Consider the following 26958-nt stretch of genomic DNA (forward strand, 5'->3'; position numbering starts at 1 on the left):
GGTTAGGCGAAATGGTTAGGCGCTAACTTGCTCCTTGCGAGCGCGACGTAATTGATTCCAGCCCATCAAGAAAACAATCAGTAGGGTTGGAAGGAAAACCCACTCCTTCATAGGCCTATCTGCTTTTTGCACGATTGATTTGATCTCCCAATCGAAATCAATACCGGAAGCCTCAGCAGGGCTGCCGAACTCCACCATATCGACGATCATTTTGCCTTCGTCTTTGATCAGCATTAGGCCCATAGAGGCGATACGATCCTCTGCTCCTAAGGCTTTATCCTCAAATGGTAATTTGACCGTTTTCTCAACGTAGCGTCCATCGAGGGTTTCGCCAGCAACCTCTAATCGAACCGCTTCACCGACAGGAAGTGTCTCTACCACTTGGCTCAACTCTGTACCAGGACGGATCTCTTGTGCAGGGTAGACCATATCCCACCAAAAACCAGGGCGGAAGAAGGTGAATGTCAGTGCTAACAGTAGAATAGTCTCCCACCACTTGTTGCGAGTAAACCACCAACCTTGCGTTGCTGCCGAGAAGAGTAGCATTGCAATGATGGATGAGATCACGGTGAGTGCTAGGTGCCACCATGTATCGACCCCCATCATGAGTAGTTGCGTATTGAATACGAACATAAACGGAAGGATTGCGGTACGGATATCATAGGTGAAACCTTGGATACCGGTACGGATAGGGTCTGACTTGGCAATCGCGGCTGCAGCAAAAGCGGCCAGACCAACGGGGGGCGTATCATCTGCTAAGATGCCGAAGTAGAATACAAACAGGTGAACAGCAATGAGCGGGATAATCAGTCCGTGCGCCGCACCCAATGTGACGATAACCGGGGCCATTAGCGTTGAAACAACGATGTAGTTCGCTGTGGTTGGCAAGCCCATACCCAGAATCAAGCTGATGATCGCAGTGAAGATCAGCACTAGGATGATGCTACCACCGGAGATGAACTCAACGAAGTCAGTCATCACCAAGCCAATACCAGTTAGTGTCACAACACCAACCACCGTACCCGCAGCCGCTGTCGCAACGCCGATACCAATCATGTTACGAGCACCGTTAACCAGACTCTCAACCAGATCGATACCACCCGCTTTTGCTTGTTCAGCGACATCGTTGGTTCTTGCCATGATAGCCATGATCGGACGCTGAGTGATCAGGATAAAGATCATGAACACCGTCGCCCAGAATGCCGATAAGCCTGGAGAGAAGCGTTCAACCGTTAGGCACCAAACCAACACGACAATAGGCAGCAGGAAGTGCAGACCTGATTTGATCGTTGGACCAGGATCTGGCACTTCTGTTAGCTCGGCATCAATCTCGATTTGACCATCTTTCATATGATTGGCCGAGACTTTCAGTAGACCAAGATACGCGACGAGTAGTGCGACAGTGACGATAGGTGTTGCTGCTGCGCCAAACACATCTTTAGTCCAACCTACGCCATAGTATACCGCTGCACTGATTACGCACAGGCCAAGTATGGTGCCAGTGAACGACAGGAGACTTTGAACTAGGGTGGGGTTGTGACGGCGTGGAAGCCCAGTCATACCAGCCTTACAGGCTTCTAAGTGCACAATGTAGATCAGTGCAATGTAGGAAATAAGAGCAGGTAATAGAGCGGCTTTAATGACCTCAACGTAAGAGATGCCAACGTACTCCACCATAAGGAAAGCTGCCGCCCCCATGATAGGTGGGGTTAATTGTCCATTTGTTGATGCTGCGACTTCAACGGCACCTGCTTTGGTGCCGGGAAAGCCAACGCGTTTCATCAACGGAATCGTAAAGGTCCCTGTCGTCACAACATTTGCAATCGATGAGCCAGAGACCAGCCCAGACAAACCAGAGGCGACGACGGCTGCTTTCGCTGGACCACCTTTCATATGGCCTAGAAGTGAGAAAGCAACCTTAATAAAGTAAGCGCCCGCACCAGCACGCTCTAACATCGCGCCAAAGAGAACAAACAAGAATACAAAGGAGGTCGATACGCCAAGGGCAACACCGAATACACCTTCCGTCGTTAGCCATAGGTGAGACATTGCTTTGTTCAAGCTTGCTCCTTTATGGGCGATGACATCTGGCATATGAGGGCCAGCAAAGGTGTAGGTAAGAAATACGGCAGCCACGACCATAAGAGGTGGACCCAATGCTCTACGCGTTGCTTCTAGCAGTAGCACCATACCGATAACCGCAAACACGATATCTGGTGTTGTTGGCGCACCGGAGCGACCAGCCAGTTCGGCATAAAAGAGGTAGATATAAGCTGCAGAGAAACTACCTGCTAAAGCGAGCACCCAATCGACCAATGGGATGTGGTCTCGTGGAGAGTTCTTCAGTGCAGGGTAAGCGGTAAAGGCAAGGAAAATAGCAAAGGTGAGATGAATTGCTCGTGCTTGAGTGTCGTTTAATACCGCAAAGTCAAAAATAAAAGGCAGTGGTGAGGCATACCACAGTTGGAATAGTGACCAGCAAAGTGGCACGAACCACAGAATACGTCCCTGAATACCAGCAGGACTGCGAGCGCCGGTGTCGGCTTGCGCCACCATATCTTGCACATCTTGAGACGGAGTATTATTCGTCGTCATGTACTCTTCCTTAATGATTGTTTGCTCTGTTAGTTATCGTTCTAGTCAGAGCATTATCTGCTTACTTCAGTGTAGTGAAGTGAGCCAAATTTTCTTTCTTAAACTAGTGTGATCTTTTCAAAGGTAAAAAGTAACCATCAATGACTCGTTCAATTATCGTTCGATCAAAGGCGGATCCACTACTAGATGAGTAGAAAAGTGTTTAAAGTGAGGATCCCCAGAATGGCTGGGAAAAAGAGATCAAAGGCGAGTATGATCACTCGCCTTCGGAGCAGAAGTTCTTACTTAAGTAGGCCAACTTCTTTGTAGTATTTCTCTGCGCCTGGGTGTAGTGGGATAGAAAGACCCGCTTGTACCATGTCTTCTTTTTTCAGATTAGCGAAGGCAGGGTGAAGACGCTTGAACGTATCGAAGTTCTCGAAGACCGCTTTTGCAACATTGTATGCAACTTCGTCAGAGACATCTGATGTCGTTACCATCGTCGCCGCGACACCAAAGCTATTTACATCGACATCAGTACCACGGTACATGCCAGCAGGTACTGTGCTGTATGCGTAGTATGGGTTGTCTGTAACAATCTTATCGATCTCAGCGCCTGTCGCTGAGACGAGTTTAGCGTCACAAGACGTTGTCGCTTCTTTGATTGAACCGTTCGGGTGGCCAACCATGTAGATGAACGCGTCAATCTTGTTGTCACATAGGGCTTGTGAACGCTCTGAGCCTTTTAGCTCAGAAGCAAGCTTGAAGCTGTCGTTTGTCCAACCCATTGCATCCATTACCACGCCCATTGTCGCGCGGTCACCAGAACCAGGGTTACCGATGTTGACACGTTTGCCTTTTAGGTCAGATACGTTTTCAATACCAGCGTCTGAACGAGCGATAATGTTGAAAGGTTCTGTGTGAAGAGAGAACATCGCGCGAAGCTTGTTGTATGGACCTTGCTGCTCAAACTTGCTTGTCCCGTTGTAGCCATGGTACTGCCAGTCAGACTGAACAACACCAAAGTCAAGTTCACCAGAACGAATCGTATTTACGTTGTAGATAGAACCACCCGTTGACTCAACTGAACAACGAATGTTGTGCTCTTTACGTCCTTTGTTTACCAGTTTACAAATTGCACCACCGGTAGGGTAGTAAACACCAGTTACCGAACCAGTACCAATCGTAATAAACTCTTGTGCGTTTACTGCACCTGTTCCCATAACTGCAGCAGCAATTGCCCCTACTTTAATCAGCTTTGTAAATGCCATGAATCTTCCTTCCTTTAATTCATTATTAGACCCAGGGTAAGTGTAGTAACTCTGGGAGTTTCCTCACTGGAAACGGCATCTTTTTCACGTCAATTAATGAAAAAGTGATGAGAATAATACCAAAAAAAACAACAGATAATTACATCATTGTTAAAAAATGCAGCGTAAAGTTCGGTTTTGTAGCGAAAGTGTTGCGGTGTTCAGGGGTGGTTAAGTTTATAAAAAACAATAACTTGAACTAGCTATAAGTTTGAGGATAATGATTTTACGAGATGTGATAGTTGTCACATAAAATGCTGTGACAACATTAAACAAAGCGGAAAAGTGCTGTTGTGGGAATTGACTTAAAACAGCACTTATCAATAAATCTGGGGCTTTACCCTTTGTATTCAAACAGTTCGCAAACAGATTTAAACAGTTGCTCTGTGGTTACAGATAGGGTTGGTGTAATGAAAATCGTATCGTCTCCGGCGACAACGCCAAGAATGCCCTCTGATTTGCCCAAAGAGTCGAGTAAGCGAGCGATTAGCTGTGCAGCTCCTGGGCCAGTATGAATAACAACTAACGCATTGTTACGGTCAATATCCAATACTAACTCACGCAATGAACTTGATACGGTTGGAACACCAAGCTCAGCAGGAAGGCAGTACACCATCTCCATTTTCGCATTACGAGTACGAACGGCACCAAATTTAGTGAGCATTCGAGAGACTTTTGATTGGTTGATATTTTCAAAGCCTTCATGCTTGAGAGCATCAACAATATCACCTTGAGAGCCGAATCTTTCTTCTTTCAATAATGCTTTAAACGCACGAACTAAATTGTCTTGTTTGTCTGAATTTCGCATGGTCATATCTTTATAATTGTCAGTACCTGCATATTTTCGCATAGATATGCAGGGTCGAACAATTTGTTTAACAAAATCTGTCTATGGGGTCACTGTAAAGATTGCTATTAACAGGCAATATGATTGAAAAGTAACCGAGATAGATTAGAAATCCCCGAGAATTAGTGGAGTTAGTGTGATCTAGCGCGTTGCGTGAGGTCGCAAACGCAAGGTTAATTATTTGTAAATTTCTTGTGTTTTCGTTAGCTTGGGGAAAAACATGAATTACCCTACAAACCTAAGATAAAGAGTTATCCTCAAGGAGAAACTACTATGAAAGTAGCCGTAATTGGTGCCGCTGGCGGCATCGGCCAAGCCCTAGCCCTACTACTGAAAAACCGTCTGCCAGCAGGTTCTGATCTTGCTTTGTATGACATTGCTCCTGTTACCCCAGGTGTTGCAGCTGATCTTAGTCATATCCCTACGCCAGTTTCGATCAAAGGCTATGCGGGTGAAGATCCAACGCCAGCGCTTGATGGTGCTGACGTGGTGTTGATCTCTGCTGGTGTGGCGCGTAAGCCTGGTATGGATCGCGCCGATCTTTTCAATGTCAACGCAGGTATCGTGAAGTCACTGGCTGAGAAAATAGCCGTAGTTTGTCCAACAGCCTGTGTGGGAATTATTACCAACCCAGTGAATACCACTGTGCCAATTGCTGCTGAAGTATTAAAGAAAGCGGGTGTCTACGACAAGCGTAAGCTATTTGGCGTGACGACTCTAGATGTGATTCGTTCTGAAACCTTCGTCGCGGAATTGAAGGACAAAGATCCAGGTGACATCCGTGTTCCTGTGATTGGTGGTCACTCTGGTGTCACTATTCTACCTCTGCTTTCTCAAGTGGAAGGGGTCGAGTTTACAGACGAAGAAGTCGCGGCACTCACCAAACGTATCCAAAATGCAGGTACTGAGGTCGTTGAAGCTAAAGCCGGTGGCGGTTCAGCAACCTTGTCTATGGGCCAGGCGGCTTGCCGCTTTGGTCTAGCTCTCGTGAAGGCACTACAAGGTCAAGAGGGTGTGGTTGAGTGTGCTTATGTTGAAGGCGCAGGAGAGCATGCTCCGTACTTTGCACAGCCAGTTAAGTTGGGTAAAGAGGGTGTAGAAGAAGTGCTAGGCTACGGTGCACTAAGTGATTACGAGGCTGCTGCGCTTGATGGCATGCTAGAAACGCTTAATGGTGACATTCAAGTCGGTGTCGATTTTGTGAAATAGAGTATTCCCTCTCATTGATATAGAAGGTCGGTCAGCAGAGATCGACCTTTTTTGATCCCAGAGCAATGATCGAATTAGTGCTAATATCGTAAAGATGGGAAAGTGGCTAATGGAGAGTTGATATGGACAGCGAGCGAGTACACAGTGGTATGATGGTAGAGTGTCATCAGGGGATCGCCAGAGTACTAGTCAAAGACAAAGCCAATGACATGGTGTTGATTGAGACGCAGGATACCCACGAACAGATGGCTGTTCATTGCGATGAATTGACTGAGAACATTCAACTACACTCCGGGTGTGATAAGTACTACTAGATCTACGCAAGTGTTAACAAAAAAGAGAGCATAGGGCTCTCTTTTTTCGTTCAAGGTATCGCTATACCCTATGAATTTCGATGTACCGCAAGGTGAGCGATATGTATCAACGCCTGCTTGTACTCTGAATCAGGTAAGATCTCCAGCTCAGCAATCGCTTTGTCAGCTTCTGTTAACGCCTTTTGACGTGTGTACTCAAGTGACCCAGTTTCTTCCATTGCCAGCAGAATATCGTTAAGACGTTCCATTCCGTTCGATTTTTCTATTGCTTCACGAATCATCGTAGCCTGTTGCTCGTTACCATGCTTCATTGCATAAAGGAGAGGCAGAGTGGGTTTGCCTTCAGCAAGGTCGTCGCCAACGTTTTTGCCCATAGCATCACCATCAGATGTGTAGTCCATGACATCATCAATAAGCTGGAACGCAGTGCCTAGGTATTTACCGTAATTCTGCAGAGCCACTTCGACTTCACTAGGAGAGTCATTCAAGATGGCGCCGATTTGGGTTGCGGCTTCAAAAAGGCGAGCAGTCTTGGAGTAGATGACCTGCATGTAACTCTCTTCAGTCGTGTCAGGATCATTGCAGTTCATTAACTGTTGTACTTCACCTTCAGCGATCACATTGACTGCATCACTCATTAGCTTGAGGATCTTCATTGATCCTAGCTCAGTCATCATCTGGAATGAGCGAGTGTAGATGTAATCACCGACTAATACGCTTGCCGCGTTACCGAAAGCGGCATTAGCGGTGGCTTTGCCACGTCGTAGGTCAGATTCGTCCACAACGTCATCGTGTAACAGAGTGGCCGTGTGAATGAACTCAACGAAGGCTGCTGCGAGGGTATGGCCACTTCCTTGGTATCCAAGTGCACGCGCTGACAATACGGCAAGAAGAGGGCGAATACGTTTACCGCCACTACTTACGATATAGAAACCCAGTTGGTTGATGAGAGAAACATCAGAGTTGAGCTGAGCTTGGATGGTTTCGTTCACTTTTGCCATGTCATCGGCAGTAAGGGCTTGGATGGCTTTAAAATCCATTATAATTCCGGCTAAAGGTTAGAACCTACAAGGCTTATAGATTTGAGTTATTGCTGAATAATACACTAAAAAACGTTGATTAATACATGGCTAAAGGGCATCATCTCGGCACTTTATTTTGGCGATTAGGTTTTCGCCAATTTTTTTAAAATATGGCTTGTCATGGGGACGTCCTTTCTGTAGAATCTGCGCCCTATTGATGATTAGTTTAGCGCACACCCTCGCTTGCTCAACAAAAGCAACAGGCTGTGCGGAAAAAGCGGAGTAAAATATGTACGCTGTTTTCCAATCTGGTGGTAAACAACACCGTGTAAGCGAAGGTCAAACTCTTCGTTTAGAGAAATTAGACGTTGAAACTGGTGCAACTGTTGAATTTGATAAAGTTCTACTTGTTGCTAACGGTGAAGACATTCAAGTTGGTGCTCCTCTAGTAGAGGGTGGCAAAGTTGTAGCAGAAGTTGTACAACACGGTCGTGGCGATAAAGTTAAAATCGTCAAGTTCCGTCGTCGTAAGCATTCTCGCAAGCAAGCTGGTCACCGTCAGTGGTTCACTGAAGTGAAAATCACTGGCATCAACGCTTAATTTTAGGAGAGTTTAACAATGGCACACAAAAAAGCTGGTGGTTCTACTCGTAACGGCCGCGATTCAGAAAGCAAACGCCTAGGTGTTAAGCGTTTCGGTGGTGAATCTGTTCTTGCAGGTAACATCATCGTTCGTCAACGTGGTACTAAGTTCCACGCTGGTAACAACGTAGGTATCGGTAAAGACCACACTCTTTTCGCTCTTACTGAAGGTAAAGTGAAATTTGAAGTTAAAGGTCCTAAAAACCGTAAATTCGTTAGCATCGAAGCTGAGTAATTTTAGTCTTAGACTAAATTAATCAAAGCTTTATAGCTGAATTCAAAAGCCCTGCCGATTCGGCGGGGTTTTTTATTTTTGGCTTATGTCGCCCAAACAGCGACGATCAAATACTAAGGCACTCTGTAAAGAGTCCCTCATTATTTGTTCCTAAGTGGCAGAACGATCTGGATCTAAGGTGATCGATCTGATTTTGGGATCTGCTAGAATTTATATCATTCAGTCGTGAGCCTGCATGGCGAGTGCTGAGATGATATTTGCAACGCAGCTACGTAACGTAGCAATAGAGCGGAGTAAGAGATGAAATTCGTTGATGAAGCGGTAGTAAAAATCCAGGCCGGTGACGGTGGTAATGGTGTAGTGAGTTTCTGGCGTGAGAAATTCGTTGCGAAAGGTGGCCCTGATGGGGGCGACGGTGGTGACGGCGGTGATGTTTACATCCAAGCCGACGAAAACCTAAATACCCTGATTGATTACCGCTTCCAACGCTTCTATGAAGCGGAACGTGGTGAAAACGGTCGTGGTGGTAACTGTACGGGTAAACGTGGTAAAGACAAAGTACTGCGCGTGCCTGTTGGTACTCGCGCTGTCGACATCCACACAAATGAAATTGTTGGCGAAGTGGCAGAGCACGGCAAGAAAGTGATGGTCGGTAAAGGCGGCTGGCACGGTCTTGGTAACACGCGCTTTAAATCTTCTGTAAACCGCGCACCTCGTCAAAAGACGTTGGGTACGAAAGGTGAAATTCGCGAATTGCGTCTTGAGCTACTGCTGTTGGCCGATGTCGGTATGTTAGGTTTGCCAAATGCTGGTAAATCAACCTTTATCCGCGCAGTTTCAGCGGCGAAGCCAAAAGTCGCCGACTACCCATTTACTACGTTGATCCCAAGTCTGGGTGTAGTGAGTGTGGTACCAGAGAAGAGCTTTGTTGTCGCCGATATTCCGGGTCTTATTGAAGGAGCTGCTGATGGTGCCGGTCTGGGTATTCGCTTTTTGAAACACCTAGAGCGCTGTCGTGTTCTTCTACATATGATCGATATTATGCCGATTGATCAATCTGATCCGGTGCAGAATGCGCTAACGATCATTGATGAGCTAGAGCAGTACAGCGAGAAACTTGCCGGTAAACCGCGTTGGCTCGTCTTCAACAAAGCGGACTTGATGCCAGAAGAAGAGGCGAACGAGAAGATCCAAGAAATTCTCGATGCGCTTGGCTGGGAAGACGAGTACTTCAAGATCTCAGCGATCAACAAGCAAGGCACAAAAGAGCTATGTTACAAACTCGCTGACTTTATGGAAGCTCTACCGCGTGAAGAAGAAGAGATCTCTGAGGAAGAGAAAGTGAACTTCATGTGGGATGACTACCACAAAGATGCGATGGCAGGTAGCGACGTTGTCTCTGAAGACGATGATTGGGATGAGTGGGACGACGATGAAGATGACGGTCACGTTATCTGGGTTCGTGAATAACACCGAGCTACGTTGCTTTGAAAGCAGAGATAAAAACCGCTTAATTGCGGTTTTTTTGTGTTTACGTCAAGATAAACTCAAAAATTTAGAGTATAAGTTAAACTTAATTTGAATGGATTCAGGAGCCGGTAATGGACAGCAAGCAGCGAGAGATATCGCGTTTAATTGCCCAAGCAGGGCAGATGTTACTTGCCCATGGTGCAGAGAGCACCTTAGTGAGCACTGTCATGCGCCGTATTGGTATTGCAGCAGGCGTTAGTGAAGTTGAGGTCGCCCTCTCTGCTGATGCGCTCGTGGTGACAACTGTCATGAATGAGCATTGCGTGACTACAACGCGAAGCTGCGCCGATCGCGGCATCAATATGCGTGTTATCACTCAGATTCAGCGTATCTGCATCATGATGGAGAAGGGAATTCTTGATTACCACATGGCGAAAGAGCAGCTTAATCGAATTAGCCCAGAACGCTACAACCGATGGTTAGTCGTGGTAATGATCGGTTTCTCTTGTGCCTGCTTTAGCCGTTTAGCCGGTGGTGATGCGGGGGTATTTGTGATGACGTTTATCGCGTCAGCTTTCGGTATGATAGTACGGCAGGAGCTAGGCCATCGTCATTTTAATCCTTTGCTTAACTTTGCTGCTACCGCCTTTGTCACCTCGACCATCTCCGCTCAAGCCGTGATCTTCTCTATTGGCAATCAACCAACCATCGCAATGGCCTCATCAGTGTTGATGTTAGTTCCCGGCCTGCCGTTGATTAACGCCGTTGCAGATATGCTCAAGGGGCACATAAACATGGGAATTGCCCGCTTTATGATGGCGAGTCTGCTTACATTGGCAACCAGTGTTGGCATTGTTGCTTCAATGAGTCTTACCGGTATTTGGGGGTGGATGGGATCATGATGTCACTGATGTTTGGATTAGTGGAAGATATGTTGTTGGCCTCCGTGCCCGCGATTGGTTTTGCAATGGTGTTCAATGTGCCTCAGAAAGCGTTAATCTATTGTGGTATCGGTGGTGCAATAGGGCATGGCTCTCGCTATTTGATGATGCACTTTGGGTTACCAATTGAGTGGGCAACGTTTCTTGCTGCAGCTCTAGTGAGTGTGATTGGTATTCATTGGTCACAGCGTTTTCTCGCCCACCCTAAGGTGTTCACTGTAGCGGCAATGATCCCAATGGTTCCGGGGGTGTTTGCCTTTAAAGCGATGATCGCCTTGATTGAGCTGCATTCGGTTGGCTACTCAGAGTCGCTAATGGCGGTGCTAGCGGAGAATTTCTTGACTGCCATCTTTATTATTGCTGCATTAGCCATTGGTCTGGCAGTGCCTGGGCTGCTATTCTATCGCCGAAAACCCATAATTTAACTCTTTAAGTTCAATGGGCTAACCCGTCACACGTGAAGGAAGATTGATGATCATTAGTATGATTGCCGCGATGGCAGACGATCGCATTATTGGTAAAGATAATCAGATGCCATGGCATTTGCCGGCTGATTTTGCTTGGTTTAAACGCTGTACGCTAGGTAAGCCTATTGTCATGGGGAGAAAAACCTATGACTCTATCGGACGCCCACTACCTGGTCGTTTGAACATAGTGATTACCCGTGACACTGAGTTGCAAATTGAAGGTGTGACGGTGGTTCAATCGGTTGAGCAAGCCATTGAGGTCGCTGGCGATGTTGAAGAGCTGATGATCATTGGCGGGGGCAGTATCTACCAAGCATGCTTGCCAATGGCGAGTCGTCTTTACTTAACGTTTATCAAAGCGGATGTTGACGGGGATACACGTTTCCCGCAATGGGATGATGGCTTTAAACGAGTGTCGCAAGAGTCATATTCTGCAGATGAAAAGAATGCCTACGATATGGACTTTGTCGTATTAGAAAAAGCGCAGTAGCTGAGTAGCAACGAAACAGTGGCGATGAGTGTAAATTCATCGCCAACTCAATGCTTTCATACCAAATCTCGCATCAATATCTCAAGCTCATCATTGGCTTCTTCGATGGCGCAGTTAAGATCCAGTGCATCACCAGAGGCAAGGGTGAGTTGCCATTTACTGGTTTTCCCTGCGTGCTCATCAACGCCTAGCACTTTCACCTTTTCCCCTTTGCGCTCAAATTGAACCCTGTCTAGGTTTGAGTGATAGTGTTTTTGGCTCTCAACGATATCAATATCGACTTCACCAACAGGGTTAATCTCAACATGGGCATGATAGCGATTTGTATTCGGTATTAGGTAATCACGTTGTTTGATAATCATCCTTTCCTTCCTCTAGCGCTCTGAACTCACAATAAAGTTTAGAAGAAGGAAAAGTGATTAATGTTAAGTTGGGATGAAATCTGATCTTGGTCAATTATTAAGCAATTTTATTGCTATTGAAATGGAGCCTAGGCACTTGCGGCTAGCGCTTGCTGAGTATAAATGCGCTGAGATTCCCAATGGAGAAGGGTTAGGTGTCCACCCCACACACAGCCAGTATCTAAGCCATAGAGCCCATTGCCTTGATATCCTTGCAGTGCTGCCCAGTGGCCAAAAATGACGTTTTTATCAATGGGCACTCGATGTGGCCATTGAAACCAAGGCATCAGGGATTGATCATCAATCTCACTGGGTGGAAGCTTACAAGCCATATCCAGTCTTCCGTCTGGAAAAACAAAGCGCATGCGCGTAAAACCATTGATGGCGTAGATGGTGCGCTCTAGGCCTTGTCGTTTAGGGTCCCATTGATCAGGCTGGTTTTGATACATGTTTTCCATCAGCCAGGAAAACTGGTCACTTTGTAGAATGTTTTCTACGTTGCGTGCCTCGATTCTCGCTGTGTCTAGACTCCAGCTAGGAGGAATGCCAGCATGGCTCATAACAAATTCTGGATGCTCTGCGAGTAAAGGTTGCCGACGCAACCACTCTAGTAACTCTGCGCGATCTGGTGCAGAGAAAATAGGGGCGGTTCGGTCTTTATCTTTGACTTTTTTGATGCCCAGAGAAACCGCTAATAGGTGTAAATCATGATTTCCAAGCACAATTTGCACGCAATCTTGGTGCTGGTATGCAAAGCGCAACGTCTCAAGTGACTTAGGGCCGCGAGCGACAAGGTCGCCGGAAATCCATAACTTATCAGTGCGGTAGTTGAAATTAACTTGCTTGAGCAGAAGAAGTAGCTCGTCGTGACAGCCTTGAATGTCACCAACGATGTAATTGGCAGTGTGCTTCACCGAGTCTCCTAGTTAAGAATATTAGGTATAGCGAGTCGGAACGGGTCAATCTCCGCGATAAAGGGTTGTTGGTCAGTGTCGTGCATAATGTAATGACCTTGCATGACGCCCACCGGTGTTTCAATCGCGGTACCACTGGAGTAGGTGTATTCATCATGTGCATCGATAACGGGTTGTTTGCCAACCACACCTTCCCCTTCAATTGTCAGTTGCTTGCCATTGGCATCCGTAATTAGCCAGCGACGGCTGATCAACTGTACGGGTTGTGAGCTAAGGTTTTTAATGGTGATAAGGTAGGCAAAAACATATCGGTTTTTGTCTGGTTCAGACTGATTTTCAATATATTTGCTGTGGACTTGAACCTTGATACAGGGCGTTTGTGTACTCATGCTCTTTCCTTATGCCCGATAAAAGAAAAGCAGGCCGAGGCCTGCTTTTTCGATTAGTGACGAGCCTCTAACAGGTTCGCCATCGCCACAAATTGCTCTAACGTTAAGTTTTCTGGACGCATGCTAGGGTTAATGTCTAGCTGCGCTAAGTCTTCATCGTTAAGTAGTGATTTGTAGCAGTTACGTACGGTTTTTCGGCGTTGGTTGAAGCCTTCACGACATACGCGGTCTAGCCACTTAATGTCTTTTACTGGGTGTGGGATCTCTTCGTAAGGTACCAGACGCACTACTGCAGAATCTACCTTAGGTGGCGGAACAAATGCCGTTGGCGGTACTTCAAGAACCGGGACCACTTTACAGTAGTATTGAGCCATCACTGTAAGGCGACCATAGGCTTTGGTGCCTGGACCTGCAGCTAGACGGTTTACCACCTCTTTTTGTAGCATAAAGTGCATGTCTTTCACGTCTTTATGGAACTCAAACAGGTGAAACATCAATGGTGTAGAGATGTTGTATGGTAGGTTACCGAAGATACGCAGTTTATTGTTTGGCTTCACTAATTGTGTGAAGTCGAAGCGCATGGCGTCGCCTTCGTGAATGGTCAACTTGTCACCCAGCTCTGGGTGGTTGCGCAGACGTTCAGCCAAGTCACGGTCAAGCTCGATAACAGTGAACTTATCCACTTGTTTACCGACAGGTTCCGTAATCGCTCCCAGACCAGGGCCGATCTCAACAAGGTTCTCACCTGGTCTTGGGTTAATTGAAGAGACGATACCATCGATAATATATGGATCGTTCAGGAAGTTTTGACCAAAACGTTTACGCGCTTTGTGTCCTAAGTGGACATCATTTCTCATTGTTTCTTCTCAACTAATTCTATTGCATGCGCTAGGGCCGTTCGGAAGCTCCCTGTGTCCGCTTGGCCAGTTCCCGCAAGATCTAATGCGGTACCATGATCAACAGACGTTCTAATAAAGGGTAGTCCAAGTGTGATATTCACTGAACGCCCAAAGCCTTTATATTTTAATACAGGCAGAACTTGGTCATGGTACATACCAAGAATAGCATCTGCTTCTTCTAGGTACTTTTGATTAAAAATCGTGTCTGCTGGCAGGGGACCAATAAGGTCCATTGCTTTGTCTTGGCGCAGACGCTCTAACGTTGGGGTGATGGTCTCAATTTCTTCTCTTCCGAGACAGCCATCTTCCCCTGCGTGAGGATTAAGCCCGCAAACATAGATCTTTGGTCGCGGAATAGCAAATTTTTCTACTAAATCACGGTTAAGAATATCAATAATCTGTTCTAGGCGCTCTTCCGTTACCGCCTTTGATACATAAGCCAGTGGAATATGGGTGGTGACGAGTGCAACGCGCATCCCTTCCGTTTCGAGCATCATGACAACCAGTGGGGTATTCGACTTTTCGGCAAAGAACTCGGTATGCCCAGAGAACGCGACACCAGCGCGATTGATGACGCCTTTATGAACTGGCCCGGTTACCACGGCCGCGAACTCGCCGCTCATGCAGCCCACTGCTGCACGCTCTAAGGTTTCTAGTACATAGTGACCATTGTGCTCGTTGAGCTCACCCACTTTGGCCTCTTCTGCCATAGGGATATGGTCAACCACAAGCTGACCTGCTGGAGAGGGTTGAACAGGCGCGTCTGCGTGATAATCGATGAATGTGACATCTAAACCAAGCAGCTCTGCACGAGCCGCCAGCATGTGTTTATCGGCACAGACAACAAGCTCATGCTCCCAGGCTTGCTGAGCGAGAGCGAGAGTCAGGTCGGGGCCAATTCCCGCAGGCTCACCTGCGGTGATTACGATTCTTTTAGCTTTCATCATCACTGTCCGTCACTTCTTCAACAAAGGCACTAGCACGCAGCTCTTGCACCCAAGCGCTAGCTTCTTCGTTAAATTTACGGTTAAACAAGATACCGTAGGCTCGGTTCTTAAGCGCTGAGTCAGTGCGGTCAACTTCACGACGTTCCATTACTTCGACGATGTGCCAGCCGTGTACGGTCTTGAATGGCTCACTGATTTGTCCCGCAGGAAGAGTTTCTACTTGGTGTTTGAATTCTGGTACGTAAAGATCTGGCGTCTGGAAGCCCAGTTCACCATCTTTTGCCGCCGAGCCAGGGTCTTGGCTGTATTGCTGAGCCATTTCACCAAACGTGGCATCACCAGACTCAATACGCTCAGTGATATTGCTAAGCTCACGAAGAACGCCTTCATCGCTAAGGATAACCGTCGGTTTAATGAGGATATGTCGAGCGTTAACTTCAGTGACCGCGACGGTCTCTAAACCTTTGACGTCATCAATTTTCAGAATATGGAAGCCGACACCACTGCGGAATGGACCGATGATACTGCCTTTGTTTTGCAGTTTAATTTGGTCAGCAAAAATCGTTGGCATCTCTTCTTTACGCATCCAGCCCCAATCACCGCCTTCTAGTGCTCGAGGGCCTTTTGAATAGGTGTAGGCCATATTGGCGAAGTCTGCGCCAGCTTCGAGTTCCGCAACCAATTCATTTGCTTGCTTCTCTAGCTCTGCTCGGTCTTCAGTGTCGCTAAAGCGCAGTTGAATATGGCTGATGTTGTACTGAACCGTCGCATTGGTTTCTTCAGCAAGAAGTTCTGCCAAGTTATCTACCTCAGCTGGCAAGATATTGATTCGGCTACGAACGAGCGCATTTCTTGCTTCACTGGCGGCAATTTCTTTGCGCACTTGCTCGCGAAACGTAGCGTAAGTCAGCCCCTCTTTAGCAACCGATTGAGTCAGCTGCTCAACCGATTGGTTATTGCTCGCCGCGATATCCGCAATCGCCTCATTGAGGCGGTTGTCATCAATACGCACGCCAATACGCTCTGCTTCTTGCTGCTGTAAAGTATCAATCACCAGCTTTTCAATCACCTGTTCACGCAAGATGTCCGCGCTTGGTAATGCTTGCGGGTTATCTGCGTTATTGGCACGCAGTGTTTTCATTGCGGTGTCGATATCACTTTGCAAGATAACGCCTTCGTTGACGATAACCGCTACTTTATCCATCGCGACAGGTTGTGCGTTTACGGTTGCAGCAGCAAAGCTGCATGCTGCAGCTAGGCTTAGTAGAGTTTTATTCCACATAAAATGTTATTTCCTTTCGGTGCTCACTCTTTTGAGCACCAGATACATTATTCGTTCAAGATAAATGGTCGGCCGTAGCCAAGAGAGTTTTTCGAGCCAGAGATGTCGTATTCACTGGTGCGTACAGAGTTACCGAACCCAACGATACCGAAATTGATGCTAAAGTTGTTTTCATAAACCGGATCGCTGTCGTAGAAGAAGCTTTCACCACCGGTAGTTCCGCTCCAGTTACGTAGTTGGTTACTATAAGTAAAGCCAACATACCAGCAGTCAGAGGTGTAGTTGAGGTTAGCGAGCCACTCCAGATCTTCTTGAATGGTTAAATCATAGAAGTAGTGCAGTTGTGCGTTCCAATTGCGGTTGATCTGATAGCCCGTAAGGAATCCCACTTGTGAAATACCATCTTTAGTAATGCTATCAATCCCCGATGTATTCGGATTAGTTGGATCATTAGAGAGATCTTTCAGGCTATCTCCCAATGTATCTTCGATATACTCCTTGGAGACATAGCGATAGTTCGCTTGTACGTAACCCGCCTCATGTCGGTATTCTAAGGTTGTATTTGCGTGTTGTACGGCACTGGTCTGAATGTCGTATTGGATCCCACCGTGGTAGAAAATGTAGTCATCGTAGTTGAAGTCAGCCTCAATTGCCCAGGCAGAGTAGTTTGAGGTACCACTCTCATCATCTTTAACACTGTTTTTTCTATCGATGTAGATAATTTGACCGAATGAAATAGCCAGTCTTTCTTTGTACTCATCGTCATAGAAACGACTCGAAGCACCGTAGCTGAGCTGATTGGCTGCCTCAATGCGGTCTACACCACTATACTGTCGGCTTCTAAATAGCCCATAGTAGTCTGTTTGCAATAGGGTGGTGTCGTAGGTAGCGATATTGTTCTGATCTTCATAAGGCACATAGACATACTGAACCTGAGGCTCAAGTGTTTGCGTGTAACCGGTGTAAAAAGAGGTATCTCTCTCCAGAACAATACCGGCATGCGTTCTAAATTCGGGTAGGACACGAGTTACAGACTCTTCAAGGTCACTCGCGGCACTGACGTTATCTAAATTTTGCTCGTAGTGAGTAGCGAGTAAGCGGGCCTCTGTTGTCCAAGAGCCCCATGAGTTACCAAACGGTAGGGTTATCCCTGGTTCTATGTGTACACGTGTCGCTGTTGGCATATCTGTCGCATCGGTATCGAAGACAGAAAGGTGACTAATTACGTCAAAGTCCAGATTACGATAAATTTCTGGAGCATAGTAGTTAGCTTTTAGTTGAGGCAACAATCGATAAGGTTGGTTGTCTTGCGTCGTTAGAACTTGGAAGTCACGAACTAATAACGTCGTGTCCCAGTTCGCCGAGCGATAAGATACGGAACCTTCTTGTACCAACTGACCGTCTTCACGATTACCTATTCGAGAGTCGACTTCTTGGAAATATTGCACATCACTAACTTTTGAAAAATCAGCGGCCACTTTCCAGTTGTTGTTAATGATGCCATTGTGCTTGAATTGGAAGCCCCAGCGATCTTCATCGTCGTATTTTTTATCATTTCCTAGGTATTCACCATCGAACGTGGTTAAGCCAAAGTTGGATAAATAACGGAACTCTCCATCAAGTTGCAGGCCACGTTTTTCCATATAGCGGAACGTTGTAGTCAAGTCATAGTTCGGTGCCAAATTCCAATAAACGGGAATATCGAACTCATAACCATCACTGGAACCATAGGAAATAGTGGGGTAAAGAAAACCCGTTTTACGAGCATCACTCAGTGGCAGAGTCATGTATGGCATGTAGAATATAGGGACCTCAAGTACCTCAAAGCGAGGACCATATAATGTCGCCTTTTCTTCTTCTTGGTTCACTTCGATACTGGATGCCTTCATGCGCCAAGAGTGATCGCCCTCGGGGCAAGATGTGATCGTGCCATCACGCATCTCGTACACGCCGCGGCCATCTTTAGTAATGTAAACCGCTTCACCACGCCCTTGTTCACACAGCATTTGGTATTGGGTGTTCTCAAGGGAGATTTCGTTGGTCGTGAGGTTATTGGTGGCCTTGTCTGAGGTCGACTTAAACTGACCATCACTAAAAGTGACATTACCGTCAGCGACAACAATATTGTCAGCTTGGTGCATAGTGACGCTATCAGCAGTCATCTTACGATTACCTTGAGTGACAATGACATTGCCTTGGTAAACCGCTTTCTCACCATTAATTGCTTCAAGCGAGTCCGCTTCAACGTTGATAGGCAGTTGATTAGCGTCTTCTACCTCCAGATCGCTGACTAAACATTGATCTTTGGTAGGAAGTTCTTGCACACTAGAGCCAGAGTCGTCAGATGCAATGGCCTGTGGAATATACAGAGCCGCGCTAATAGACGTAGCCAGTAAGGTGAGAGGGAAACGTGACATCGAGTTTTACTATCCTGTTGAACTTGATCTTTCCGGTGATAGAGACCGAATGTAATGAAAACATCCTTTATAATAAAGGAATTTCAATCATCCAGCACTATCAGACCACACTCATACGATAAAATTCAGAGATTGAGACCACACAATGCATATTTTTGGCAAATTGTTAGGTGCTTTTTTTGGCATGCTGTTCGGAGGCCCTTTTGGCCTCATCCTAGGTTTATTCATTGGTCACCAGTTCGACAAGGCGCGTCGTCTTGCTAATAGCGGATATCAAACTGGCGGCTTTGGCGGTTTTTCTGGGCCAAAACAAGACCAAAAAATGCAAGAGGAGTTCTTTCGTGCCGCTTTCTCTGTAATGGGGCATGTGGCGAAAGCGAAAGGACAAGTCAGTAAGGCCGAGATCGAGTTGGCCTCGACGATGATGGACCGTATGAATCTTCATGGTGATCAGCGTCGAGCCGCACAAGATGCATTCCGTGAAGGCAAAGAGAGCGACTTTCCACTAGAAGAGGTGTTAGAGCGTGTGCAGTTAGCCGCTCACAACCGCTTTGACTTAAAACAGTTCTTTTTAGAGCTACAAATATCCGCGGCTTTTGCCGATGGAGATATCCATCCCAGCGAGCGTCAGGTGCTCCACCGCGTCGCGCAGGGACTCGGTTTCTCTTCAGGTCAACTTGAACAGCGCTTGAGAATGCAAGAAGCAGCGTTTCGTTTTCAACAAGGCGGGTTTGGTGGACATCATCAAGGCTCACAGCAAGGCCAAGGCAGTTGGCAGCAAGCTCCAAGTCGTGACCAATTATCGGATGCTTACAAAGTGCTTGGTGTGGAAGAGAGTGCGGATGCCAAAACCGTCAAGCGTGCGCACCGTAAATTGATGAACGAGCATCACCCGGACAAATTGATGGCTAAGGGCCTTCCGCCAGAGATGATGAATATGGCCAAAGAGAAGGCACAAGAAATTCAAAATGCTTACGACCTGATTAAGAAAGAGAAGGGCTTTAAGTAAACATAGCGCTATCTAGACACAACAAGGGCGAGTCAGTGACTCGCCCTTGTTGTTTAGAGGTAAGCAGAAACGACTTACTTGCGAACAGCAATCGCTTCAATCTCGATACCAACATCTTTTGGTAGACGAGCAACCTCAACACATGAACGCGCAGGGTAGTTTGCTACTTTGTGCTCGTCGAAGAACTTGCCGTAGACTTCGTTTACTGTGCCAAAGTCATTCAGGTCTTTCACAAATACTGTCATCTTAACGATGTCAGAAACCGTCAGACCAGAAGATTCAACGACTGCTTTCACGTTCTCTAGAGATTGGCGTGCTTGCTCTGCGATATCGTCTGATACTTCACCCGTTGCTGGGTTTACCGGGATTTGGCCGGAAGTCAGAACCATGTTACCAAGATCAACACCTTGGATGTATGGGCCGATAGCTGCTGGAGCTGAATCTGTGTGAAGTACTTTAGTCATTGTAATCTTCCAAATTGTAGATAGGTAAATGAGCGATCAGTTTGCCGTCAATTTTGTTTGTCGTAAAGAAAAATACCCCGCAAAGCGAGGTATTGATGCTGATATGGGAAAGAAGTGACCTATCTCTCTGTCACGATCTCTCGTGAGAACACTTTTTCACAGTATTTACACTTCAAGCGAATATCTTCGGCTTTTTCGATGACCGAAAAGCTGCTTTCAACGGGTTCGTTGTGGGTAATACAGTTGGTGTTCGGACACTCAAATACATTGTTCACTTGTGTCGGCAGTACCAGCGGCAGTTTACGTACCACCTCGTAATTTTCGATTTGATTGACCGTTGCATGTGGTGCGTAGAGAGCCAGCTTGTTCGCCTGCTCTTCATTGATGTAGACATTTTCAATTTTGAGCAGGTCTTTTGCCCCCAGCGCGGAAGAGGGGAGGTTCAGTCCAATCGTGACACGTTGGTTAGATTTATCCATGTCGAACAGGCGCAGGACCTTGATGCCCACCTGTGCAGGAATGTGATCGATAACTGTGCCGTTTTTGATTGCTTCAACTTGCAATTGGGTTTCTTTAGCCATTATCTCGCTCCATTACAGGGTTTCGTTTAGCACAAGGGCAAGGAGAGCTTGGCGTGCGTAAACGCCATTCTCTGCTTGTTCGAAGTAGTAAGCGTGAGGTGTCTTATCGACATCCACGGTGATCTCATCCACACGTGGCAGTGGGTGCAGTACCTTTAAGTTGCTCTTGGCCTCTTTTAGCGTATCGGCTGTCAGGATATAGGCAGACTTAATATGGGCATACTCTGACTCATCAAAGCGCTCTTTTTGTACTCGAGTCATGTAAAGCACGTCTAGCTCAGGTACAACGCTTTCCATATCGTTATGCAGGCTGTATTGAATGCCCGCTTCATCGAGCTCTTCACAGATGTAATCAGGCATCGCTAATGCATCGGGTGCGATGAAGTAGAAACGAACGTTGTTGAACTTAGCCAATGCCTGAGTCAATGAGTGAACGGTACGGCCATATTTCAAGTCACCAACGAAAGCAACATTGAGGTTGTCTAGACGACCTTGTGTTTCAGCGATACTGAAAAGGTCTAGCAGGGTTTGAGTCGGGTGCTGGTTTGCACCGTCACCGCCATTAATCACTGGAACACCGTTTGAGAATTCAGAGGCTAGACGTGCTGCGCCTTCTTGAGGGTGGCGCATAACGAAGGCGTCTACGTATGAAGAAATAACCTGAACAGAATCTGCCAGTGTTTCCCCTTTTTTAGCGAGCGAAGTGTTGCCGCCGCTGTCAAAACCAATAACATCACCACCGATACGCTGAATAGCCGTTTCAAACGATAAGCGCGTTCGCGTTGAAGGCTCAAAGAAGCAGCTCGCAACCACTTTGTTCTTAATAAGCTCTGGGCGAGGGTTTGCTTTAAGCTCGCCTGCCGTGTCAACAATTAGCTCGAGTTCTTGGCGTGAAAGCTCTGGAATCGAGATAATGTGCTTTTTGTATAGAGAGTTAGTCATGGTGATATTCCCTGGTTAAAAGCCATAAAAAAGCCCCCCAAAATGGGAGGCTTAGAATATGAATAGTGAGGATCGAAAATAACGCGCTTTCATTGCTGAACTGTGAACATTAAGTAAACGTTTGCGTTGCATGAAAGACCTCCTCGAAACTGGCGCAGATTATAGCGCTAAATCAGAGGTTTTGACCAGTTTTGTTATGGCTAAATGGCGACTTAATCAACAATTGACTCTAAAGCGAGCACTGCCAGCTGTTCATCCTCATCTTCGCTCAATCCACTAATACCGATAGCACCAATGACTTGCTGGTTGATTTCGATCGGCATTCCTCCCTTAAAACCCGTAATACGAGGGTCAGTCCAATAGCTGAGGTCTCTGCCTGCTTCACGTGCCCACTGACCAAGGTTGCCTGAAGGCTGTCGATCTCGCGCAGAGGAGTAAGCTTTATTTTGTGCCAAAAGAGCAGCTTGAGGACTGCAGCCATCCATTTTCATGAAAGCAACCAAGTCACCATGAGCGTCAACGATCGCCGCCGCGACAGTTTGCTGGTTGCCAATCGCTTCAAGTTGGACTTTTGAGAGTAGAGCCTGGGCTGTGGTGAGTTTCATCATCGTCTCCCTTTTACTATTGATTTCCGTTTTATGGCAGTTCGTGACCACGAGCTGACTCATAGAGTCGATACCACTCTTCATGTTTAAGAGTTAATTTTCCTGCTTCTGCGCAGGCTCGAATACGCTCGGGATTTGTTGTACCAATGACCGGTTGAATGTTGGCAGGGTGGCGCATTAACCACGCTAACACGATTGCTTCACGTGAGACTTGGTATTGATGTGCTAGCTCAGCCACGAGGTTTGCCGTGCGTACAATGTGCTCTGGTTGACCATTGAGATCGCGGCCCGTAAATAAGCCTTGGCTTAAACAACCCCACGCTTGGAGTTGGATCCCGTGCGCTCGGCAGTACTCGATCGTGCCTAAGAAAGAGGAGGCATTGGGTGTTACACCCTCCTCAAGCCATTGCAGCTGCGAAAGGCTCAGTTCAAGCTGGTTGCACACCAAAGGCGTTTTTAGTGCTGATTGCAGCAGCACCATTTGGTGAACGTTCATGTTCGAAACACCCAAATGTTTAATCTTGCCGGAGGCTTGCAATTTCTCGATGGTCGCAGCGACTTCCTCTGGCACCATCAGTGGATCAGGACGGTGTAAAAGTAGCGTGTCTAGCTGCTCAATGTTCAGTCTAGAAAGAATGTGATCCACCGAATACTCGATCCACTCGCTAGAAAAGTCATAGCGTTTTGGGCCTTGGTTATCTGCAAAGCGAATCGCACACTTTGATTGCAAAGTGATCTTTCGCTGAAGCTCTGGACGTTGCTGTAGTGCTTGACCAAACGCTTGCTCTGCTTTGGTAAAGGTATAGATATCGGCATGATCAAAGACGTTTATACCTTGCTCAAGTGCAGTATCAATCACTTGATGCACTTGTCGAACATCATCTTTTGATACGGGCGCATCATTCCAGCCACCACCGAGCCCCATACAGCCGTAGACAAGTTGAGAAGCGTTAGGTAAGCGCTGGTGGATTGGTAGGTTTTTCATAGCCATCTCCTTAAATCTTATGGAGGCCATTTTCTCCTATTGAAAAAGCAAGAAAAATAAACAAAATAGAACTTATTGTTTGATATAAAAAACAGTGGAACGATTATGCATAAACGGTTAGAGAAGCTGATGTTGTTTAATGCGGTAGCAAAAGCACTCAGCTTTACCAAGGCCGCTGATGACTTAGACATATCGAAAGGTCACCTTTCTCTGCAGATAAAGCAGCTAGAAAAAGAGTTAGGATTTCCATTGCTGATACGCTCTACACGCAGTGTGCGATTGACTCCAGAAGGTGAGAGGATTTATGCAGGTATGCAAAGTATAGAGTCGACCTTGGTGGAAATGGAGCGCAACGCAGAGTATGAGAATGACACTTTGGCGGGAGTGATTCGCATCACGGCACCCATGCAGTTTGTTGAAGGCATTTTGATTGATCTTTGCCGTCAGTTTCGCCAATCCTATCCACAAGTCAGTTTTGAGATCGACTCCAGTTACACCAGTCATGATTTGATCAAAGATAATTTTGATCTCGCTTTTCGCGCCACACAGCGACCTCCAGAGCATTTAGTCGCTCGTAAGCTATTTAGTTATTCTCACTGTGTGGTGGGGAGTCATAGGTACTTTTCAGATCATGGGTATCCAAAAGCTCCCAATGATCTAAAAGCTCATCAATGTCTAATGGGGCGAGGCTATGAGCATTGGGAGTTTCATCAGGAAAAGGTAGAGTGCGGTGGTTGGATGACCATCAGTGACAATCACCAACTCAAGATATTGGCCCTCGCGGGTGAAGGGTTGATCAGAGTGCCAGAGTATTTTGTTTATCAGGAAGTAAAAGCTGGAAAACTGGAACGATTGTTTGATGACAAGATAGCGACAGGGGGAGAGTTTCACCTTGTCTATCCGCAGATTGTGCAGCGCTCTGAGAGAATCACTCGCTTTATTGAGTTTGCTGTTGAGCGGTTATCACAGCTTGAGCTGAGTCGTTAGAGATTGAAATGGGTAGAGTCATCTCTACCCATCAATACTTCTCGGATTATCAGTGTCCTAACGTGGCCACCATCACAGCTTTAATGGTATGCATGCGATTTTCTGCTTGGTCAAAAACAATCGATGTCTCCGATTCAAACACCTCTTCTGTTACCTCAAGCCCATTCATACCGTATTTGTCTGCCACCTCTTTGCCTACGGTTGTCTCATCATTGTGGAAAGCAGGAAGGCAATGCATAAACTTCACTTTTGGGTTACCCGTCGCTTCCAGCACAGCTTGATTCACTTGGTAAGGTTTCATCAAGGCAACACGCTCATCCCACGCTTGCTCTGACTCACCCATAGAGACCCAGACATCGGTATACAGGAAATCACAGCCTTTAACGCCAGCTTTCACATCTTCTGTTAGAGTGATTTTGGCGCCCGTTTGTTCTGCTATTGTCAAACAGGTGTCGACAAGATTTTGCTCTGGCCAGAACGCCTTCGGGGCAACCAAACGGATATCCATTCCCATCTTAGCTGCACCAACCATCAGTGAGTTACCCATGTTGTTGCGCGCATCCCCGAGGTAAGCAAACGTTATCTGCTCTAGCTGCTTATCTCTTGCATGTTCTTGCATTGTCAAGAAATCAGCGAGAATCTGGGTCGGATGAAACTCGTCGGTCAAACCGTTCCAAACAGGCACTCCCGCATTCGCAGCGAGCTCTTCAACGATCGCTTGCCCAAAACCACGGTACTCGATGCCGTCATACATGCGTCCCAGTACGCGCGCAGTGTCTTTCATTGATTCTTTATGACCGATTTGGGAACCAGAAGGGCCGATGTAAGAAACTTGTGCCCCTTGATCAAAGGCAGCCACCTCAAAGGCGCATCGGGTACGAGTCGACGACTTTTCGAAGATAAGGGCGATGTTTTTGCCAATTAAGGTCTTTTGCTCACAGCCAGCATACTTTGCCTTCTTGAGGTCTTGTGAGAGATCGAGCAAAAACTCAATCTCTTTCGGCGTGAAGTCGAGAAGTTTGACAAAGTGACGGTTGCGTAGATTAAAGGCCATACTCTTATTCCTTGAAAAGTGGGGTAGTGCTAGTTAAACATACAAATGCACTATTTGTGAATAATTATTTTAATAAAAAGTGGCATTCCGAATGGAATGCCACTGAAAGAACATAATTATACTATTCAGTGTTATAGGTTTTCTTCGGCAAACTCTGCTAATCGAGAACGCACTACGCCGTTAAGGTGAATGTTGGCACTACCTTCAAAGTTTTTGAATCGTTCCACCATATAGGTCAGCCCCGAAGTCACGGGGGTTAAATAGGGTGAATCAATTTGTGCCAAGTTCCCCGAGCAGACAATTTTAGTGCCCTCACCACAGCGGGTAATGATGGTTTTTATCTGTGAAGCTGTGAGATTTTGGCACTCATCGAGCAGCACAAACGCATTTTGAATTGAGCGACCTCGCATAAAGTTAATGGACTTGAACTGGATGTTGGCTTTGTCACAGATATATTTTAAAGAGCCCTCAGTGCAGTGATCATTTTTATGCAGAGCTTCAAGAGTGTCGGTGATGGCCGCTAGCCAAGGCATCATTTTCTCTTCTTCTGTACCCGGTAAGAAACCAATGGATTCACCGATATCTGGTGTATTTCGCGTGACAATAATTTTATCGAACATACAGCGCTCAATACTTTGCTCTAACGCACTGGCCATCGCTAATAGCGTTTTACCGCTGCCCGCAGCCCCGGTAAGAATGACCAAATCAATATCGGGGTCGAGTAGGGCATCCATCGCCATTCCCTGATAGATATTCTTGGGTGTAATGTCCCAAGCTCGACGAGACATCATTCGCTCACGGCTAAGGTCTTTTATAGTAACCGTTTCTGGCGAAATATCTTCGACACGCCCGGCAAAATCACTGGTTTCATCAATCACATACTGATTGATAAAGGTCGGCTCAAAGGGGGCTCTCGATAGAGTATGTAAAGTGCGCCCACCTAGCGTGCGACTCTCAACTTGGTCGATACGTTGCCAAAAATCACCCTCACACTGCTGAAAACCTTTGGTTAGGTACTGAACATCATCAATGAGTTGGTCGGTACGATAGTCTTCGACAAACCGAACGCCCGCGCCTTTAGCACGTAGGCGCATATTGATATCTTTGGTGACAAGAACCACCTCTCTTGGAGCACGTTTGTTTTGCAGATATAACGTTGCATTGAGGATGCGGTTATCCCCCGCCTTATCCGCGAACGCTTTAATGGTTTCTTGAAGTTGATAGTCGGCAAGTATCGCAATGGTGCCAGATTGCTCTTGCTGGCGAATAATAGGAATACCTTCGGAGATTTGGTCTGGTGTTGCATCTCGGAATAGATCCTCTAAAGCTCGGATGGCAACGCGAGCATCGCGTGCAACGTCTCTTTTACTGTCTTTAATGCGGTCGAGCTCTTCGAGGACAGTCATTGGAATGACAACGTCGTGTTCTTGGAAAGAAAAAATAGCGTGAGGTTCGTGAAGTAGAATATTGGTGTCGAGAATAAACAGTTTGCGATCGGTATCGCCCATAAGCATCTCCTTGCCAAATGGCAGCGCTGTTTGGTCAGCAGTAACAAAGTCAC

The 26958-nt window shown here is 46.6% G+C and carries 28 protein-coding genes; 10 read left to right on the forward strand and 18 right to left on the reverse strand.

Going from position 1 to position 26958, the window contains the following annotated elements:
• Nucleotides 1–15 precede the first annotated feature (15 nt).
• The 3 genes from GT360_RS02200 to argR form a co-directional block, all read right to left on the reverse strand.
• On the reverse strand, nucleotides 16–2595 hold the full coding sequence (locus tag GT360_RS02200; protein ID WP_164647305.1) for a TRAP transporter permease: 2580 nt from the start codon (nucleotides 2593–2595) through the stop codon (nucleotides 16–18).
• 281 nt (nucleotides 2596–2876) lie between these two features.
• Nucleotides 2877–3845, reverse strand: coding sequence for a TAXI family TRAP transporter solute-binding subunit (locus GT360_RS02205; RefSeq protein WP_164647306.1), 969 nt, complete (start codon nucleotides 3843–3845; stop codon nucleotides 2877–2879).
• A 376-nt stretch (nucleotides 3846–4221) separates the two neighbouring features.
• Complete coding sequence (gene argR / locus GT360_RS02210) at nucleotides 4222–4692, reverse strand: transcriptional regulator ArgR (protein ID WP_164647307.1); 471 nt, start codon at nucleotides 4690–4692, stop codon at nucleotides 4222–4224.
• 312 nt (nucleotides 4693–5004) lie between these two features.
• Here argR and mdh point away from each other — a divergent pair, with 312 nt between their 5' ends.
• Together mdh and GT360_RS02220 are read left to right on the forward strand one after the other, a co-directional pair.
• Nucleotides 5005–5940, forward strand: a complete 936-nt coding sequence (gene mdh, locus GT360_RS02215) for a malate dehydrogenase (RefSeq protein WP_164647308.1) — start codon at nucleotides 5005–5007, stop codon at nucleotides 5938–5940.
• A gap of 122 nt (nucleotides 5941–6062) precedes the next feature.
• Nucleotides 6063–6254, forward strand: coding sequence for a hypothetical protein (locus tag GT360_RS02220; protein WP_164647309.1), 192 nt, complete (start codon nucleotides 6063–6065; stop codon nucleotides 6252–6254).
• Nucleotides 6255–6322: 68 nt separating this feature from the next.
• On the opposite strand, the gene ispB is transcribed toward GT360_RS02220, so the two are convergent.
• Entirely contained in the window at nucleotides 6323–7294 is a 972-nt protein-coding gene (ispB, locus tag GT360_RS02225; protein WP_164647310.1) for an octaprenyl diphosphate synthase, read from the reverse strand.
• A 271-nt stretch (nucleotides 7295–7565) separates the two neighbouring features.
• Between ispB and rplU the strand changes: the two genes are divergently transcribed.
• The 6 genes from rplU (at nucleotide 7566) to folA (ending at nucleotide 11521) form a co-directional block, all read left to right on the forward strand.
• The gene (gene rplU / locus GT360_RS02230) at nucleotides 7566–7877 is read left to right on the forward strand and encodes a 50S ribosomal protein L21 (RefSeq protein ID WP_047046372.1); all 312 of its coding nucleotides are present in this window, start codon (nucleotides 7566–7568) and stop codon (nucleotides 7875–7877) included.
• Nucleotides 7878–7895: 18 nt separating this feature from the next.
• Nucleotides 7896–8153, forward strand: coding sequence for a 50S ribosomal protein L27 (gene rpmA / locus GT360_RS02235; RefSeq protein WP_005383095.1), 258 nt, complete (start codon nucleotides 7896–7898; stop codon nucleotides 8151–8153).
• 300 nt (nucleotides 8154–8453) lie between these two features.
• Nucleotides 8454–9623, forward strand: a complete 1170-nt coding sequence (gene cgtA / locus GT360_RS02240) for an Obg family GTPase CgtA (RefSeq protein WP_164647311.1) — start codon at nucleotides 8454–8456, stop codon at nucleotides 9621–9623.
• 131 nt (nucleotides 9624–9754) lie between these two features.
• Entirely contained in the window at nucleotides 9755–10525 is a 771-nt protein-coding gene (locus GT360_RS02245) for a threonine/serine exporter family protein (protein ID WP_164647312.1), read from the forward strand.
• On the forward strand, nucleotides 10522–10989 hold the full coding sequence (locus GT360_RS02250) for a threonine/serine exporter family protein (protein WP_164647313.1): 468 nt from the start codon (nucleotides 10522–10524) through the stop codon (nucleotides 10987–10989). Before GT360_RS02245 ends, GT360_RS02250 begins: the two co-directional genes overlap by 4 nt.
• Before the next feature lie 46 nt (nucleotides 10990–11035).
• Entirely contained in the window at nucleotides 11036–11521 is a 486-nt protein-coding gene (gene folA / locus GT360_RS02255) for a type 3 dihydrofolate reductase (protein ID WP_164647314.1), read from the forward strand.
• Nucleotides 11522–11577: 56 nt separating this feature from the next.
• On the opposite strand, the gene GT360_RS02260 is transcribed toward folA, so the two are convergent.
• The 7 genes from GT360_RS02260 to lptD form a co-directional block, all read right to left on the reverse strand.
• Nucleotides 11578–11883 (reverse strand): hypothetical protein, encoded by a 306-nt coding sequence (locus tag GT360_RS02260; protein WP_164647315.1) that lies wholly within the window; start codon nucleotides 11881–11883, stop codon nucleotides 11578–11580.
• Nucleotides 11884–12011: 128 nt separating this feature from the next.
• Nucleotides 12012–12836 carry a symmetrical bis(5'-nucleosyl)-tetraphosphatase gene (locus GT360_RS02265; RefSeq protein ID WP_164647316.1) on the reverse strand — a complete coding sequence of 275 codons (825 nt, stop codon included), beginning with the start codon at nucleotides 12834–12836 and terminating at the stop codon, nucleotides 12012–12014.
• Between the two features lie 8 nt (nucleotides 12837–12844).
• Nucleotides 12845–13225, reverse strand: coding sequence for a Co2+/Mg2+ efflux protein ApaG (gene apaG / locus GT360_RS02270; protein ID WP_164647317.1), 381 nt, complete (start codon nucleotides 13223–13225; stop codon nucleotides 12845–12847).
• 53 nt (nucleotides 13226–13278) lie between these two features.
• Entirely contained in the window at nucleotides 13279–14082 is an 804-nt protein-coding gene (gene rsmA / locus GT360_RS02275; protein WP_164647318.1) for a 16S rRNA (adenine(1518)-N(6)/adenine(1519)-N(6))-dimethyltransferase RsmA, read from the reverse strand.
• Nucleotides 14079–15068 (reverse strand): 4-hydroxythreonine-4-phosphate dehydrogenase PdxA, encoded by a 990-nt coding sequence (gene pdxA / locus GT360_RS02280; protein ID WP_164649547.1) that lies wholly within the window; start codon nucleotides 15066–15068, stop codon nucleotides 14079–14081. The genes rsmA and pdxA overlap by 4 nt, the downstream gene beginning before the upstream one ends.
• Nucleotides 15058–16353 (reverse strand): peptidylprolyl isomerase SurA, encoded by a 1296-nt coding sequence (gene surA, locus GT360_RS02285; RefSeq protein ID WP_164647319.1) that lies wholly within the window; start codon nucleotides 16351–16353, stop codon nucleotides 15058–15060. The genes pdxA and surA overlap by 11 nt, the downstream gene beginning before the upstream one ends.
• 47 nt (nucleotides 16354–16400) lie before the next feature.
• On the reverse strand, nucleotides 16401–18770 hold the full coding sequence (gene lptD / locus GT360_RS02290) for an LPS assembly protein LptD (RefSeq protein ID WP_164647320.1): 2370 nt from the start codon (nucleotides 18768–18770) through the stop codon (nucleotides 16401–16403).
• 145 nt (nucleotides 18771–18915) lie between these two features.
• Here lptD and djlA point away from each other — a divergent pair, with 145 nt between their 5' ends.
• A complete protein-coding gene (gene djlA, locus GT360_RS02295; RefSeq protein ID WP_164647321.1) occupies nucleotides 18916–19779 on the forward strand; it encodes a co-chaperone DjlA in 864 nt (287 codons plus the stop codon).
• 74 nt (nucleotides 19780–19853) lie between these two features.
• On the opposite strand, the gene GT360_RS02300 is transcribed toward djlA, so the two are convergent.
• The 5 genes from GT360_RS02300 to GT360_RS02320 all read right to left on the reverse strand — a co-directional run bounded on the left by GT360_RS02300 (nucleotide 19854) and on the right by GT360_RS02320 (nucleotide 23362).
• On the reverse strand, nucleotides 19854–20243 hold the full coding sequence (locus GT360_RS02300; RefSeq protein ID WP_164647322.1) for a RidA family protein: 390 nt from the start codon (nucleotides 20241–20243) through the stop codon (nucleotides 19854–19856).
• A gap of 119 nt (nucleotides 20244–20362) precedes the next feature.
• Entirely contained in the window at nucleotides 20363–20824 is a 462-nt protein-coding gene (gene pyrI, locus GT360_RS02305) for an aspartate carbamoyltransferase regulatory subunit (RefSeq protein WP_164647323.1), read from the reverse strand.
• 12 nt (nucleotides 20825–20836) lie between these two features.
• Nucleotides 20837–21766: an aspartate carbamoyltransferase gene (gene pyrB, locus GT360_RS02310; protein ID WP_164647324.1), complete on the reverse strand. Its 930-nt coding sequence runs from the start codon at nucleotides 21764–21766 to the stop codon at nucleotides 20837–20839.
• Nucleotides 21767–21978: 212 nt separating this feature from the next.
• Complete coding sequence (locus GT360_RS02315; RefSeq protein ID WP_164647325.1) at nucleotides 21979–22374, reverse strand: GlcG/HbpS family heme-binding protein; 396 nt, start codon at nucleotides 22372–22374, stop codon at nucleotides 21979–21981.
• Between the two features lie 28 nt (nucleotides 22375–22402).
• Nucleotides 22403–23362, reverse strand: a complete 960-nt coding sequence (locus GT360_RS02320; protein ID WP_164647326.1) for an aldo/keto reductase — start codon at nucleotides 23360–23362, stop codon at nucleotides 22403–22405.
• A 99-nt stretch (nucleotides 23363–23461) separates the two neighbouring features.
• Here GT360_RS02320 and GT360_RS02325 point away from each other — a divergent pair, with 99 nt between their 5' ends.
• The gene (locus GT360_RS02325; protein WP_164647327.1) at nucleotides 23462–24343 is read left to right on the forward strand and encodes a LysR family transcriptional regulator; all 882 of its coding nucleotides are present in this window, start codon (nucleotides 23462–23464) and stop codon (nucleotides 24341–24343) included.
• A 49-nt stretch (nucleotides 24344–24392) separates the two neighbouring features.
• On the opposite strand, the gene GT360_RS02330 is transcribed toward GT360_RS02325, so the two are convergent.
• Together GT360_RS02330 and GT360_RS02335 are read right to left on the reverse strand one after the other, a co-directional pair.
• Nucleotides 24393–25397, reverse strand: a complete 1005-nt coding sequence (locus tag GT360_RS02330; protein WP_164647328.1) for an ornithine carbamoyltransferase — start codon at nucleotides 25395–25397, stop codon at nucleotides 24393–24395.
• Nucleotides 25398–25528: 131 nt separating this feature from the next.
• On the reverse strand, nucleotides 25529–26905 hold the full coding sequence (locus GT360_RS02335; protein WP_164647329.1) for a PhoH family protein: 1377 nt from the start codon (nucleotides 26903–26905) through the stop codon (nucleotides 25529–25531).
• Nucleotides 26906–26958: the final 53 nt, after the last annotated feature.

The organism is Vibrio astriarenae (assembly GCF_010587385.1).
GTDB lineage: Bacteria > Pseudomonadota > Gammaproteobacteria > Enterobacterales > Vibrionaceae > Vibrio > Vibrio astriarenae.